The 13812-nt window shown below is 69.6% G+C and carries 16 protein-coding genes and 1 pseudogene; 10 read left to right on the forward strand and 7 right to left on the reverse strand.

Annotation, left to right across the window (positions count from 1 at the left end; genetic code table 11):
- Positions 1-4: 4 nt before the first annotated feature.
- The 3 genes from BLT44_RS13235 to BLT44_RS13245 all read right to left on the reverse strand — a co-directional run bounded on the left by BLT44_RS13235 (position 5) and on the right by BLT44_RS13245 (position 2094).
- Positions 5-901, reverse strand: coding sequence for a LysR substrate-binding domain-containing protein (locus BLT44_RS13235; RefSeq protein ID WP_010156295.1), 897 nt, complete (start codon positions 899-901; stop codon positions 5-7).
- On the reverse strand, positions 898-1308 hold the full coding sequence (locus BLT44_RS13240; RefSeq protein WP_074690401.1) for an MGMT family protein: 411 nt from the start codon (positions 1306-1308) through the stop codon (positions 898-900). Before BLT44_RS13240 ends, BLT44_RS13235 begins: the two co-directional genes overlap by 4 nt.
- A 66-nt stretch (positions 1309-1374) precedes the next feature.
- Positions 1375-2094, reverse strand: a complete 720-nt coding sequence (locus BLT44_RS13245; protein ID WP_010156297.1) for a VIT1/CCC1 transporter family protein — start codon at positions 2092-2094, stop codon at positions 1375-1377.
- A 208-nt stretch (positions 2095-2302) separates the two neighbouring features.
- Here BLT44_RS13245 and BLT44_RS13250 point away from each other — a divergent pair, with 208 nt between their 5' ends.
- The 9 genes from BLT44_RS13250 (at position 2303) to BLT44_RS13285 (ending at position 8479) form a co-directional block, all read left to right on the forward strand.
- Positions 2303-2788 (forward strand): SRPBCC family protein, encoded by a 486-nt coding sequence (locus tag BLT44_RS13250; protein WP_010156298.1) that lies wholly within the window; start codon positions 2303-2305, stop codon positions 2786-2788.
- A gap of 27 nt (positions 2789-2815) precedes the next feature.
- Positions 2816-3280, forward strand: coding sequence for an ASCH domain-containing protein (locus tag BLT44_RS13255; RefSeq protein ID WP_010156299.1), 465 nt, complete (start codon positions 2816-2818; stop codon positions 3278-3280).
- 90 nt (positions 3281-3370) lie between these two features.
- Positions 3371-4003 (forward strand): maleylpyruvate isomerase family mycothiol-dependent enzyme, encoded by a 633-nt coding sequence (locus BLT44_RS13260; protein ID WP_010156300.1) that lies wholly within the window; start codon positions 3371-3373, stop codon positions 4001-4003.
- A 106-nt stretch (positions 4004-4109) separates the two neighbouring features.
- On the forward strand, positions 4110-4529 hold the full coding sequence (locus BLT44_RS13265; RefSeq protein WP_010156301.1) for an SAV_915 family protein: 420 nt from the start codon (positions 4110-4112) through the stop codon (positions 4527-4529).
- Positions 4526-4819, forward strand: a complete 294-nt coding sequence (locus tag BLT44_RS13270; protein WP_010156302.1) for a hypothetical protein — start codon at positions 4526-4528, stop codon at positions 4817-4819. Before BLT44_RS13265 ends, BLT44_RS13270 begins: the two co-directional genes overlap by 4 nt.
- The gene (locus tag BLT44_RS13275; protein ID WP_010156303.1) at positions 4819-5955 is read left to right on the forward strand and encodes a hypothetical protein; all 1137 of its coding nucleotides are present in this window, start codon (positions 4819-4821) and stop codon (positions 5953-5955) included. Before BLT44_RS13270 ends, BLT44_RS13275 begins: the two co-directional genes overlap by 1 nt.
- Before the next feature lie 103 nt (positions 5956-6058).
- Positions 6059-6754, forward strand: a complete 696-nt coding sequence (locus tag BLT44_RS13280; RefSeq protein ID WP_010156305.1) for a PH domain-containing protein — start codon at positions 6059-6061, stop codon at positions 6752-6754.
- A 512-nt stretch (positions 6755-7266) separates the two neighbouring features.
- Positions 7267-7587, forward strand: a complete 321-nt coding sequence (locus BLT44_RS15410; protein WP_143026154.1) for a hypothetical protein — start codon at positions 7267-7269, stop codon at positions 7585-7587.
- Positions 7588-7738: 151 nt separating this feature from the next.
- Positions 7739-8479, forward strand: a complete 741-nt coding sequence (locus BLT44_RS13285; RefSeq protein WP_143026155.1) for a hypothetical protein — start codon at positions 7739-7741, stop codon at positions 8477-8479.
- A 13-nt stretch (positions 8480-8492) separates the two neighbouring features.
- Here BLT44_RS13285 and BLT44_RS13290 read toward each other — a convergent pair whose 3' ends face one another.
- The 3 genes from BLT44_RS13290 to BLT44_RS13300 all read right to left on the reverse strand — a co-directional run bounded on the left by BLT44_RS13290 (position 8493) and on the right by BLT44_RS13300 (position 11359).
- Positions 8493-8912 carry a GNAT family acetyltransferase gene (locus BLT44_RS13290; RefSeq protein WP_040504961.1) on the reverse strand — a complete coding sequence of 140 codons (420 nt, stop codon included), beginning with the start codon at positions 8910-8912 and terminating at the stop codon, positions 8493-8495.
- A gap of 39 nt (positions 8913-8951) precedes the next feature.
- Entirely contained in the window at positions 8952-10097 is a 1146-nt protein-coding gene (locus tag BLT44_RS13295) for a bZIP transcription factor (RefSeq protein ID WP_010156308.1), read from the reverse strand.
- A gap of 146 nt (positions 10098-10243) precedes the next feature.
- A complete protein-coding gene (locus BLT44_RS13300) occupies positions 10244-11359 on the reverse strand; it encodes an LppP/LprE family lipoprotein (RefSeq protein ID WP_143026156.1) in 1116 nt (371 codons plus the stop codon).
- A 193-nt stretch (positions 11360-11552) separates the two neighbouring features.
- Here BLT44_RS13300 and BLT44_RS13305 point away from each other — a divergent pair, with 193 nt between their 5' ends.
- On the forward strand, positions 11553-12632 hold the full coding sequence (locus tag BLT44_RS13305; protein ID WP_010156310.1) for a hypothetical protein: 1080 nt from the start codon (positions 11553-11555) through the stop codon (positions 12630-12632).
- Between the two features lie 40 nt (positions 12633-12672).
- Here the strand turns inward: BLT44_RS13305 and BLT44_RS13310 are convergent.
- Positions 12673-13721, reverse strand: a pseudogene (locus BLT44_RS13310) (LLM class flavin-dependent oxidoreductase).
- Positions 13722-13812 lie beyond the last annotated feature (91 nt).

Consider the following 13812-nt stretch of genomic DNA (forward strand, 5'->3'; position numbering starts at 1 on the left):
CGGATCAGCGGCGCTTCCGCCGCTTCGCCTGCCGGGCCTCCGCCTTCTTGCGCTCCGCCTTCTCCTTGGCCGCCTGGAGCTGCGCGCCGCGCGAGTTCGGCTTCAGCTTCGGGGCCTGCTTCTTCGGCTGCGCCTGCACTCGGGGCGCGGGCGCAGTGCGCTTCGTCTCCTCCTGCGCGGATTCGCGGGAGCTGTTGGCGGTGCGCCCGCGCAGGATGCCGGCGAGGTGCTGCACCGTCGCGTCGTCGCGCTCCGCGTTCCAGACCGCCCAGACGACGGGGCCGTCGAGGGGCTGCTCGCCCGCCTCGGGGCGGATGGGCAGCACGGTGTGCTCGCGCTTGTCGATGAGGTGCCGTGCGAGCGGCACCGGCAGGAGTACGGCCCCGGCGCCCGTCGCGACGAGCGCGAGCGCGGCTCGAGGCCCCTTCGGCATCCACTCCGGGTCGTCCCACGAGCGCGCGGCGGGCCAGCCCGCGTCGTGATCGGGGTGGTCGAGCAGCTCGACGAAGGCGATCTCGGCCAGGCTCACGGACTCCTGCTGCGCGAGTTCGTGGTCGGCGGGCACGACGAGCGCCATCGATTCGGCGTACAGCCGGATCGCGCGGCGGGTGCTCTCCGGGCCGTCGGAGCCGCTCGGGCGGGCATCGGGGGCGGTGCGCTCGATGAGCACGTCGCAGCCGGCGGCGGCGGCGGCCGTCTCCCGATTCCGCGCGTCGAGCGCCGTGCCGAAGGCGACCTCCAGCGGCACGAGTTCGAGCTTGCGCCCGGGGGTCGCGGCCTTCCAGCGGCGGGCCCACTTGCTGGGGGCGATGCCGCGGGCGAACCCGAGGCGGATCGGCGCGGGCGCCGATCCCGCATCGTTCGGCGCACCGGGGTCGTGTGCGGTCGTCGTGTCGCTCACAGCGCCACCTCTCCGTAGATGTCATGGGTGTAGGGGAGCCGAGCCGCCGACAGCGCGATGCGGTAATCGCCCGAGAGGGCAGCGCGACGCGCAGCGGGTGCGCTCGCCGCCGCAGCGGTGCCCGCCCGGGCGGTGCCCGCCCGGGCGGTGCCCGTCGGGCGGATCGGCGTGCCCTCGTCGAGGTAGTGCGGCAGCGCGAGCGCGGCGTGGCCCTGCGGGGGCTTGCCGCTGGCGGGCACGACCCGCCACCACGGCGACGCGTGCCCGTAGAGTGCGAGCACGCGGCCGACGGCGCGCGGAGCGGACGAGCCGATCGCGATCCCGACGTCGCCGTACGTCATGACGCGCCCCGGCGGAATGCGCACGACGACGTCGAGCACCGCTTCGACGAATTCGGCGCTGGGCATGTGATCAGCCTACGCGCTCGGGCGCGATGCCACCGCGTCGTCCGGTCGTGCCGCCGTCGCTCCGGGCTACGCCACCGAGACCCCGAGCAGCGACCCGATCGTGTAGGTCACCGCGACGGCGATGCCGCCGAACAGCAGCTGCCGCGCGGCGCCCATCAGCCAGTTGCGCTTCGTGAACCGTGCGGCGAGACCTCCCGCGATCAGCAGCCCGCCGGCGCCGAACGCGAGCCCGAAGCCGAGGGTGCCGAAGCCGAAGATGAAGGGGAGGATCGGGATCAGCGCGCCGATGCCGAAAGCCGCGAGTGATGAGAACGCGGCGACCCATGGAGACGGCCGCTCCTCGGGGCTGACGCCGAGCTCGGAGAGCAGGTGCACCCGCACGGCCTGATCGGCGTTCGCGTGCACCTGCTCGGCGGCGGTCTCGGCGATGCGCGGCTCGACGCCCAGGTTCTCGAGGAGGGCGGTGAGCTCCGCCATCTCGCCCTCGGGGTTGCGCAGGTGCGCCTCCCGCTCGATGCGCACTTCGGCGTCGAGCTGCTCGTTGGCCGTGCGCACCGAGGTGTACTCGCCGAGGGCCATCGAGATGGCGCCCGCGATGAGTCCCGAGATGCCGGTGATGGCGACGATGCCGGGCGCCGCGCCCGCTGCGGCGATGCCCGCGATGAGGCCGAGATTCGAGACGAGGCCGTCCATCGCGCCGAAGACGCTGGCGCGCAGCCAGCCGGCGCTGACGTCGGCGTGACGGTGGTCGTAGTCGTGCGGCTTCGCGATGTTGTACTCGCTCATGTGTGCTCCAGTCGTGCGGTGCGCGGCGGCGCACGAGCAGCAACCGTAGCAACGTTCGCGTGATCGTGAGAAGCCCGGATCAGACCTCGAAACGGGGTGTGTCGCGAGTTCGGCGCGGCGAACTCTGCGCGGGGGCGCCTGCGCGCTCTAGGCTGGTGGGGGCCGGGCGATCCGGCATCGAGCAGCGTGGAGCAGGGTGGAGGCCGACATGACCGAGGCGAGCGGGCGCGTCGTCGCGACGGAGCGCGGCCGGGACCTGGTGCTGGTGCGCTCTCTGGCGCTCAGCGATGCGGAGGCGTGGGCGTACCTCACCGAATCGGAGCTCACCGAGCAGTGGTTCGGCCCGTGGGAGGGCGATCACCGGGTGGGCGGCGCAGTGCGCGTGCGCATGCGCTTCGAGGAGCACGAGCCCGCGGTCACGATGAAGATTCTGGCGTGTGAGCCGCCGCGCGCGCTCGCGCTGCTGTCGGACGAGGAGATCGGATCGTGGCGACTCGAGCTGCACCTCGAGCCCGACGGCGACGACTCCCTGCTCACCTTCGTGCATCACCTCGCACCCGACGACGCCGTGGGGGAGATCGGGCCCGGCTGGGAGTACTACCTCGACCTGCTCGTCGCGGCGACCGAGGGCACCGAGCGCCCCGGCTTCGACCAGTACTACCCGGCACTGCGCGAGGCGTATCTGGCGATGTGACCGCGCGCGGGCGGTAGATTACTCGGTATGAGTGCGGACCCGGCTGTCGAGAGCTTCTGGAACGAACGACGCCGCGCAGACCCCGCACTGCCGGAGGCGCTGCCCGAGGTGTGGGCGTTCGGGGCGACCCCGGCGCACGCCGACGCGCTGCTCGATCTCGTGCTGGCGGGCATCAAGACGGGCACTGCCTCATCGCTCTGGGACTACGAGGCGAGCGGCGATCCGGTGCCCGCCGTCGGCGACCTGAGCGTCATCATCGACGGATCGGGCGCCCCGCGGGCAGTGCTCGAGACGACGCGGATCGACATCGTCCCGTTCCGCGACGTCACCGCCGAGCACGCGCACTCCGAGGGCGAGGGGGATCGCACCCTCGCGGACTGGCGCGAGACGCACGAGCGCTACTGGCGTCGCTACTCGGAGAACGAGCGCGGCTTTGCTCCCGACATGCCGGTGATCTGCGAGCGCTTCATGCTGCGGTACCCGAGCGCGTGAGCGTGCGAGCGTGCCGCTCAGCCGTGCGAGACTACTCAGTACTCAGCGACGCTCGCCTCGGGCGCAGCGGCACCTCACCGAAAGGCGCACATGCAACGCGATGCGTATGAGACCCTCGTCCGCGCCGAGCGCGCCGGTCTGGAGCGCCGCCTCTGCGGGCTGACCGAGGAGCAGTGGCAGGCGACGTCGCTCTGCGACGGCTGGACGGTGGAGGAGGTCGTCGCGCACCTCACGGCGGCGGCGAGCACCGGCACCGCCGCGTGGCTGCTCAGCATCGTGCGCTCCGGGTTCGACGCCGCGAAGCACAACGACCGCATGATCGAGCGCTACCGCGGGGCTGATGCGACCGGCACGCTCGCCCGCTTTCGCGATGCGGTGCCGAGCCGGGTTACCCCGACGCGCGACTACGCGGCGTTTCTCGGCGAGGTCGTAGTGCACGGGCAGGACATCGCGCAGCCGCTCGGCATCCCGCTCGATCCCGACCCGCAGAGCGTGCTCGAGATCGCGCGGTTCTTCTCGACGCGCGACTTCGCGGTGAACAGCAAGAAGATGGTGCGCGGAGTCTCGCTCGAGGCGAGCGACGCTGATTTCGCGAACGGCGCGGGCCCGGCGGTGCGGGGGCCGATCCTCGCGCTCGTCATGGTGATGGCGGGGCGGCGCGCGTTTCTGCCGCAGCTCTCGGGAGACGGCGTCGGCGTGCTCGCGGGGCGCCTCAGCGTCTGAGCGCGGCGGGCCCCGCTCCCACTGAACGGGAAGCGTGGGCACTCGGTGGCGGCGGCCTTGTAGATTGATGGTGCGCTGGGGGGCCACGCCGAAACAGGAGCCCCGAATGCACCACTGGTCGCCCGCGCGAGACCGCACCGCGTCCCGCAGCCGTCAGCCGTTCGTCGACGAAGGCCTCGATTTCGACGAGGATCTGGCCTATGAGCAGGTGATGTCGAAGGTCGATCGGCCTGCTCCGCTGTCGAAGCGCGACGGGGTGATCATTCCGCCGGTGCTGTATCTTCCGGTGCGCGTGGACGAAGCGGGGCGGCCCGCGGCGGAGGTTCGCATGCGCGGCGACGGACGGCATGCCCTCCTCGCATTCACCGCGCTCGAACGGCTCGTGGCGGAACTCGGCGAGGAGCAGGGCTGGGTGCTGATGCCCGTCGAATCGCTCGGCGAGGTGCGCGACGCGCAGCCGTTCGACGTGGTCGCGTTCGATCCTCGCGTGAATCGACACGCTCGGCGCGGTGGAGGAGCGCGATGAGCCGGATCGCGGTCGAACCGGACCAGATGGAGGTGCTGCTGCGTCGAACCGAGAACGTCGCCTCCGACGCAACGGCGGCCCTCGGCGGGTTCGCGATCACCGCGGATGGGGGCATCGCGAGCGACAAGATCGCCTTCATCGTGCGCATGGCGATCGAGGCCGCGCAGCTCGCGGCAGACGCCACCAACGGCCTCGCGGCAGTCGCGCGGGCGGCCGTCACCGGGCAGCTGGGCGACGAAGCAGAGGTGTTCGCATCCCTGCAGGCGATCACCGCGGAGCACTTCGGCTGATGGTCGCGATCGACCTCACGATTCCCGGCCAGCCCTCGGGCATCTATGACCTGGCCGACTGGCTCGACGCGAACGTCGTCACCTCGGCGGAGGAGATCGAGGCGTCGTTGAAGAAAACGGATGGCGACTCGCACGAGTTCTGGCAGGGGCGCACCGGAGACCGGTTTCGCGCGAACGCCGAGACGATCGCCGAAGGCGTGAAGCCGATCGGCGAGTTCGCGGGCGAGGCCGCAGCGGTGTTCCGCGCCTACGCGCGACGGCTCGAGCGCGGACGGGAGGAATTCGCAGGGTACCGCGACGAGGCCGTCGCTTCGGCCCTGATCGTCGCGGGCGACACGATCGCGCTTCCCATGCCGCCGAAGACCTACATCACGGCGCCCGGGCAGGCGACGCCCATCGAGCGCGGGCCGGGCGGGGTGTGCCTCGACCCGATGAGCGGCGAGGAGTACGAGGCGGCGTGCCGACTGTTCGACGAGATCGGCGAGAGCGTGGGCACGTGGTGGGGCGAGCTCGAGAACTGGATCAACGAGCAGATCGTTCCGCTCATGGCACGCGCGACGGACTTCGCACCGCTCACCGACTACATGGACGAGCTGCAGGCGGCGACCGAGTTCGCCCGGTCGGTTCCCCTTGCATTGAGCGCCGGTGCCTGGGAGGAGCAGCTCAGGGCGCTCGAAAGCGAGGCGAAGACGGCCCAGGCGGCCGCCGACGAGTTCGCCGACCGACTCCGTTCGGGAGATCCGTCGGTCTCGGGGCCGTTGCAGCGCACGTCGAAGGCGGAGGTGCGCGCCGTCGCCGACGTGCTCGCAGACCGCGTCGGGCAGCTCAAAGTCGGCACGAAGATCATCATCCCCGGCTCCGGGCTGGTCATCGACATCGTCTCGGCGAGCGCGGACGTGGCGAACGGCGGATCGGTCTCATCTGCGGGGGTGGGGCTCGCCGGTAGCGCTGCAGGTGGTTCAGCGGGTGCAGCGATCCTTGCAGCTACTGCCCTCTCTCCGGGTGTCGCAGCCCTCATTGTTGCTGCGATCGCGGCTGGCGTGGGCTGGGTGTCTGAGAAGGTGTGGGAGTCACAGGTACCCCTAGACATTCGGGAGGCCATCGACGCGGGGGACTTCGGTTATGTCTTCACGTGAGCATGTTCTGAGGGTCGACCGGGTGCGGCGGCCACTCGTCGATGCGCCGGCCTCGTTCGATGCAGTGATGAGGTCGAGTCATGTTCCAGCAGCATGGCGAAGCGTGCTCTTCACGGCTGTCAGTATGGGGTGCCTGGCGTTCGCCATACTCGCCGACCGAGAAGACCGGCCCTTCGCGGTGATGGTGACGTTGCTCTTCCTGGGGGTCACTTTCCTCGTCGTCATGGAGCTCGTCATGCTCAGGCGCGTGGTGTGGGACGGCTTTCGGCTCCGATCCGGCACCGAGATGCACTTCGTCGGCACTGGATTCTCCGGCGTATCGCCCGCACTCGCGGGGCTGTGCTTCACGAGTGCGGCAGCCATCATCATATGGACGTGGGTCACCCCCGGTGAGATCCCCATCACCGGTCCCGTCGGTCGCACCGGGGGGCTGCTCCTGCTCACCTTCATGGGGCTCGGCACGCTGAGCGTCGTCGTTCTCAAACGCTTCTATCCGTCCGGCATCAAGATGGACGCGGAAGCAGTGCGGGTGCGCCAGGGGATCAGCGAACATTGCTTTCGTTGGAGCGAACTCGAGAGCGTAACCCTGCATATCCGCCGCAGACACGCCTTTCTCGACATCGCGGGCGAGGAGGGAAACCACCTGTCGCTTCCCGCCATCTACTACGAGTCGAATCCCTACTACGTCGCGGAGCTGATCCTCTTCTACCTGCGTCACCCGGATCGGCGCGAGCTGCTGTGCGATCCGGATGCTGCGATCCGCGAGGTGATGGAGATCGAAGGGCCTGATGCGCCATGACGACGCGTGCGAAGCGATCGATTCAGGGGACTTCGGCTATGTATTCACGTAAGTCCGTAGTGCAGATCACGCGGGTCCTCAGGCCGATGCTTTCTCACCCGAATTCCTGCGAGCTCAGCGGGGTGTCGTGGAAGTGCCTCGAGGGTCCGCTCTGCTTGCTTCCATTGTTGTCTCTCGTTGCCCTTGCAGGGGCAATCCTCGGCGAGGACGATCTGCGTCCGCTGGCTGTCAGTACGACGCTCGTATTTGCCGGGATGAGTTCACTCATGTTCGTATCAGTGTTGGTTTACCGCAGGATCGCCTGGACCGGGCTGCGAGTGCGTTCTGGGGGAGAGTTGCATCTCGTCGGAGGGGAGTACGGGGGTCCACTCACAGTGCTCGTCGGACTCTGTTTCGTGGGTTCGGTGATTGCGGAGTTTTGGTTGAGAGCAAATATGGGCATGCCACCAAGCTCCGGGTACAGCGGGCGTAGGGGAGGCCCACTTTTCTTCGTACTCGTCGGACTCGGCTGCGTGGCATTCGGAATAGTCAAGCCGTTCCTGCCTTCGGGGATCAGAATCTGCGAGGACGCGGTCTGGGTGCGTAAAGGGATTATCGAGCACCGAATGCCTTGGGATCAGCTCGAAGACGTTGCTCTGAAAATGCGCGGAAAAGCTCTAGCGCTCGAGCTCAGTTTTGAATCAGGTCCGGACTACTCGGTCAGGCCTATGTATTTCGGATCGAACCCCTACTACGTCGCGGAGCTGATCCTCTACTACCTGCGTCACCCGGGTCGGCGCGAGCTGCTGCGCGATCCGGATGCTGCGATCCGCGAGGTGATGGAGGTTGCCTGAGAGGAGATCGAAGGGCTCTCTGCCATCGGGTGCTGCCAGGGGGGATCGCGTCGTCGTGGTCGCCCGAGTGGGCGACCAGCCCCTGCTTCATCCGAGGACGTTGGGGTTGGGAGGCGTCACCTGGAAGCTCCTGGCGCGGCGACTTTGGGTGATGCCTGTCCTGTTCTTCGCCGCGCTTGCGTGGGTGCTGTTCAGTGAGGACGACTGGCGCCCGATGGCCACATCGCTGATGCTGATGGTCGCCGCCTTGGACTTGCTCCTCTTCGTATCGGTGCGAGCGAACCTGCGGATCGTATGGAACGGATTTCGGATTCGGTCGCAGGGACCACTGCATCTCATCGGCGGGAAGTACGGCGGCTCGCTGACGGTGCTCGCCGGGCTCTGTCTCATCGGCGTCGTGTTCGCCGATGCCTGGTTGAGCGCGCGCTTCGGGGTGCCGCCGGTCTTCGGAAACGGCGGTCGACGAGGTGGACCACTCGTCTTCCTGATCTCTGGGGCCGGTTGCGTCGTCGCGGGGACCATAAAACCGTTCCTGCCGACAGGAATCAAGATCGGAGAGGATGCGCTTCGAGTGCGGAAAGGGATCATCGAGCACACGATTCCCTGGCATCAGCTCGAGAGCGTATCTCTTCGGCCCGTGAAGCGGGATCTGACGGTGGTGCTCGAGTTCCAGTCCGGCCCCGACTATTCCGTCATGCCAGTCCACGTCGGGTCAAACCCCTACTACGTCGCGGAGCTGATCCTCTTCTACCTGCGTCACCCGGACCGGCGCGAGCTGCTGCGCGATCCGGATGCTGCGATCCGCGAGGTGATGGAGATCGAGGGGGCCGAACCGGCCAACGGCCCCGGTGGGCGCAGGAGCCGAACCGTCGGGACGACCGACCAGCCCTGACGCCCGCCCGCGGTCAATCGGCGATGAGCCGTTTGCCGAGAGAGACGGTCTCGTCGATCCCGTACCCGAGGTGCCGGTAGAACTCCACGACGTCGGCGTTGTCGGCGCGCACCTGCAGGTTGAGCTTCGGGCACCCGAGGTTGAGCAATGCCTGCTCGACGTGCTCCACGAGCGCACGGGCCACCCCGGTGCCGCGCGCCTCGGGGTGCGTGGCGAGGTAGTTCATCCACCCCCGGTGCCCGTCGTACCCCGCCATGACCGACCCGAGAACGCGCCCGTCTGCGCTCTCCGCGACGACGAACAGCTCCGACTGCACCTCGCGCTTGCGCGCGATGTCCTTCCGCGGGTCGTTCCACGGGCGCGTGAGGCCGGCCACCTCCCAGAGCGCCACCACGGCATCGGCGTCTGCGGGTCGAACAGGGCGTATCTGCATGCGAACAGTATGCCCCTGCGCGACGGGTGCGCGGGATCGCTACGCCAACTGCTCGATGATGCTGCTCGCCCACGGGTGCTGCTGCATCAGCTGCCGCTTCGCGTCTCCGTCAAGACCGAGCGGAAACCTCCTCCGCACCTCGGCTTCGAGCAGCTCGACGCGCTGCAGTTCCAGCCGCGCGCGCCCCCACTCCGTAATCGGCAAGGATGCCGCATCGGCGTAATCGGGGAAGGCTCGGGCCTTCGCCGGCGCCCAGACGGATTGGCGGAGCTGCTCCACCTCGGCGCGAGCCCGCGCCTCTCTCTGCTCCTCGGCCTGGCGGCGCCGACTCTCCGCCACCGCGGCATCGAAGTTCCGCCGAGCCCGCCGCCGGGGCCCGAAATACGGAATCCGGTCGGCGAGCGCCCCGAACGCCGTTCCGAGTTCGCCGGATCGCTCGACGATGATCGGCGGCACCGTCAGTGCGAGGAACGCGCCGATGGCGATCGCCAACTCGTGCGGCTCCCAGCTCGGCGACGAGAAGTCACCGCCGCTGAAGGCGAAGAGCACGATCGACGCAGGGAGCGCGAACAGTGCGAGCACGAGGATCAGCAGCCAGAACCAGAAGAACCCTCCGATGATCGCCAGGGCGATCGCGATGATGATGCCCGACGGCATTCCACCGGTGGTACCGCTGCCGTACTGGTTGCCCCAGGCGGCGCCTCCGATGGTGATGAAGGGAAGCGCGACGCCGACGAGGATCACGAGCAGCCCGTTGGCCCCCATGTCGATCAAGATGCTGATCGCCCACCCGGTGATCAGCAGGCCGACGAAGCCGATGATGACCGCCACGGCGTACACGACCATCATCTTCACCACCCATCCGAAGCCGAAGACCCACCAGCGCGCCGGGAGGCTGAAGATGCGGAAGAACGCTCGCGAGACCCGCGCGAGCCGACTGCTCCCGCTCTCGTCGGAGGATCGCGTGACGAAGAGTGCGGCGAGCGCGGCGACGATGAGCCCGATGATCGGGAGTGCGCCGACGATCAGCAGTGCGGTGCCGGGCTCGACCGAGCCGCGGAAGCCGAGCAGCGCGGTGATCGCCGTGGCGACGAGCGCGAGGCCCAGAGCCTGCACCAGCCAGCTGAAGGGAATCCAGAGGATCGAGGCGGTCAGCCGCCGATTGTCGGAGAGGGAGTCGAGCATGGGAATGCCGTTTCGGGAAGAGTGAGCTGGGAGCCGGATGGGAACCGCCGGAGATTCGGGGCGGGGGAGAAAGGGCAGCGGCAGCGGCAGTGGGGCCGTGCGGCCGGGCTTCCGGGCTGCCGGGCTTCCGCCACCGCGGGCGGGCGTCAGCTCGGGGGCAGGTCGCCGCTGCGCACGACGCTCGATGTCGCCGCATCCCACGTGAAGGTGGAGGTCGCAGTATTCGCGGGCCCCGCGAAGTCGGATCCGGGCCACATGAACTTCAGCGCCACGCTGCTCTCGGACGCCCGAGCGGGCGGTGCAGTGGTGTCGATCGCGTACTGGGCGACGGTCGCGCTCGGCACGAGTTCGCCCTGATGGAAGAAGAGCACCGGCGTGATCGAGAACCGGGTGCAGCAGGGCTCGGGGCGCAGCACGATCCAGGAGAGCGCAGCGCACGGGTCGTAGCCGCTGACATCGGAGAACTGACCGGTGACGTCCCAGGGGCCGCCGGGCACGTTCGGTGCGCTCGCCGCGAGCATCGCCAGGCCGTCGCTGCTCGCGCACGCGCCCGCGGCTTCAGCGGCGCCCTGCGGCTCATCGGGATCGGCATCCGAGCCGGCGTCGGCGTTAGCGGCGGCGTCGGCGAGTGAGGGGTTCGCCGACATGACGGCCTCCAGTGCGGCGGGCGCGTACGCCCGGTCGCCGGCGGTGTCGAAGACCGCGATCCAGACATCGCCGATGAAGAGATGGGTGATCTCGGTGGCGCTCATGTAGCCGTTCGGTGCGGGGCTCTCGTAGGAGAAGCTCGCCGCCGCGTCGAGCGCGGCCTCGGTCACGGTCGTATCGCTGCGCAGTGCGGCGACGAGCGGCGCTTGAGCGGCCTGCGGCAGCTCGGCCACGTACTCGATGACGGTTCCCTGCGAGTGGATCGGCCACCGGCACCCGCGCTGCTGCTCGGCCGCAGCCATCGCCTCCTGCGCGACGGGCCCGCTGAACTCGGTGAAGGCGGCGAGATCCGTCTCCCCGGCCGGCTCCGCGAACATCTCGACGCCGAACTCCTCGTACTCCTGCTGCGCGGTCGCGTTCATCGCGCCGCAGGCGGGGAGCACGATGGGCTCCGGGGTCGGCTTCGTCTCCTCGACGGGCGGGTTCGCGTCGGCGGTCTTCGCCGGCGGCGTGCTCGGCGGCTCCGGCTGCGCGCCGCACCCGGTCAACAGGATCGCGCTGCTCAGCCCGAGAGCCAGCGCGCATGCCCAGCGTCGCGTGTGTCGAAGTCGCACGGTGCTCCTCGTTTCCGTCGTGCCGTGTGAGCGGCGGGCGCCGTCTCCGAGGTCACGCTAATGGAGCACCGCTGCTCAACCGTGCCGTTCTGCGGTTCTCGCACAACTCTGCACAGTTCGAGGGCGCTCGGCGGTATCGTGGAGGAACGCGCTCGCGGCCATATGCCGCGGTGGCCATACGAAGGGGAGACGGATGCCGGAGCCGAGCCGCGCCCCGCAGCTGCAGCCGGAGTCGTTCGACCGCATCGCTCGCGATCTGCAGGCGCTCCGGCTCGACGCCGGGCCGGTCTCGTACGCGGAGATCGTCAGGCGCATCGCCGACCAGCGCGTGCAGCGGGGAGTGCCCGCCGCCGCCGCGATCCTGGCCCGCTCCACCGTGTACAACGCCTTCACCACCGGTCGGGCGCGCATGGACACGGAACTGCTGCGCGACATCGTGATCGCCCTGGGAGCGACGCCGGGGGAGGCGGATGCGTGGGTGCAGCGGTGCCGGCGCGCTCGGAGCGCCGCGGAGTCCGGCGCCGCAGTGCCGCGGGGTGAGGGGCAGCATCGGGCGCTCGCGCGCGACGCGAGCGCCCCGCCCCCGTCGCGCTCCGCGCCTCGGGCCGGCGTGGTGATCGTGCTGCTGGCTGGCGGGGTGGCGTTGAACCTGCTCGGTCTCTGGGTCACCGCCGTCTTCAAGCTCTCCGTCTACCTCGACATGGTGGGCACCGCGATCGCCTCGCTCGTGCTCGGCCCGTGGCACGGGGTCGCGGTGGCGCTGCTGTCGAGCAATCTCGGGTTCGTCACCGGCGATCTGCACACGTGGGAGTTCACTCCGGTGAACATCGCGGGCGCGCTCATCTGGGGATACGGGGTTCGCCGCCTCCGCCTCGGAGCGAGCCTCACGCGCTTCTTCTCGCTCAACCTCGCGGTGGCGCTCGGCTGCTCCCTCGTGGCCGCGCCGATCGTGGTCGCGGCGTTCGGCGGCGAGAACGGGCACGCCTCGGTCTCGGCGGTGCTCTCGCTCGAGTCGCTCGGAGTGCCGATGATGGCATCGGTCTTCTCCGCGAACATCATCACGTCGATCATGGACAAGCTGCTGACCGGCTTCGTCGGGCTGCTGGCGTTCACGCTGCTGCACGGCAGATTCGGCGTGCCGGCAGCCCACATGCCGCTCGTCGAGAAGCTCGGGGCGCTGAGCGCCGCAGAAGCAGGGGGCGCGAGGGGCGCGCCGCGGGAGGCGCGCACCATGTCGGGATCGCGGCCGCCCCGAGCCCCCGCGGCGCCGTAGCCGCGGCTGACGGCCCGGGCGGGCGCGACGTGCGCGGCCCTCAGACCGTGTCGCCCCGCACCGGCCCCTCGGTGTTCGGCTGCCAGCCCAATGCGGGCGCGACGTGCTCGGCGAAGGCCTGCAGCACGTGCAGGTTGTACTCGGGCCCGAGTTGGTTCGGGATGGTGAGCATGAGCGTGTCGGCCGCCATCACCGCCTCGTCGCCTCGGAGCTGCTCGATGAGCCGGTCGGGGGTGTCGGCGTAGGTCTTGCCGAAGGTCGAGCGGAACCCGTCGATGATGCCGACCTGGTCCATGTTCTCGCGGGAGCGGAGGCCGAAGTACGCCTCGTCCTCGGCGGAGACGATCGGGAACACGCTGCGGCTCACGGACACGCGCGGTGCGCCGGTGTGCCCGGCGGCGCGGTACGCCTCCCGGTAGCGGTCGATCTGCTCGCGCTGGAGCACGTGGAACGGCTGACCGGTCGCCTCGGTGAGCAGGGTGGAGCTCATGAGGTTCACGCCCATGCGGCCGACCTGCTCGGCGGAGTCGCGCGATCCCGCGCCCCACCAGATGCGGTCGCGCAGACCGGGCGAGCGCGGTTCGATGGCGAGCCTGCCCGGGGGAGCCATCTGCGGGTCGCTGTCGACGACGGGTTCGCCGTCGATCGCGCGCAGGAAGGCGTCGAACTTGTCGCGGGCCAGGTCGGCGCCGCGGGGGTCGTCCGATCGCCGTACCCGAACGCCTCGTAGCCGCGCAGCGCGGTCTCGGGCGATCCTCGGCTGATGCCGATCGCGATCCGCTGGTCGGCGAGGAGGTCGAGCGCCGCGAGCTCCTCGGCGAGGTACAGCGGGTTCTCGTACCGCATGTCGATGACGCCGGTGCCGACCTCGATGCGCTGCGTGCGGGCGGCCATGGCGGTGAGCAGCGGGATCGGCGATGCGGCCTGCCGCGCGAAGTGGTGCACGCGCACGTATGCGCCGTTGACGCCGATCTCGTCGGCGCCCTCCGCGAGTTCGACGGTCTGCCGCAGCATGTCGCCCGCGGTGCGCACGCGCGAGCCGGGTACCGGGCCGTAGTGCCCGAACGAGAGGAATCCGAATGCTTTCATGCCCGGTACAACTCGGGTGCGGCAGATATATTCCCGCGCATACAGTTGGTCTCGCAGCCGGCACCCGGGTGCGCCGCGAACGGCACCGGGG

This window comes from Leucobacter chromiiresistens (assembly GCF_900102345.1).
In the GTDB taxonomy this organism is placed as follows: domain Bacteria; phylum Actinomycetota; class Actinomycetes; order Actinomycetales; family Microbacteriaceae; genus Leucobacter; species Leucobacter chromiiresistens.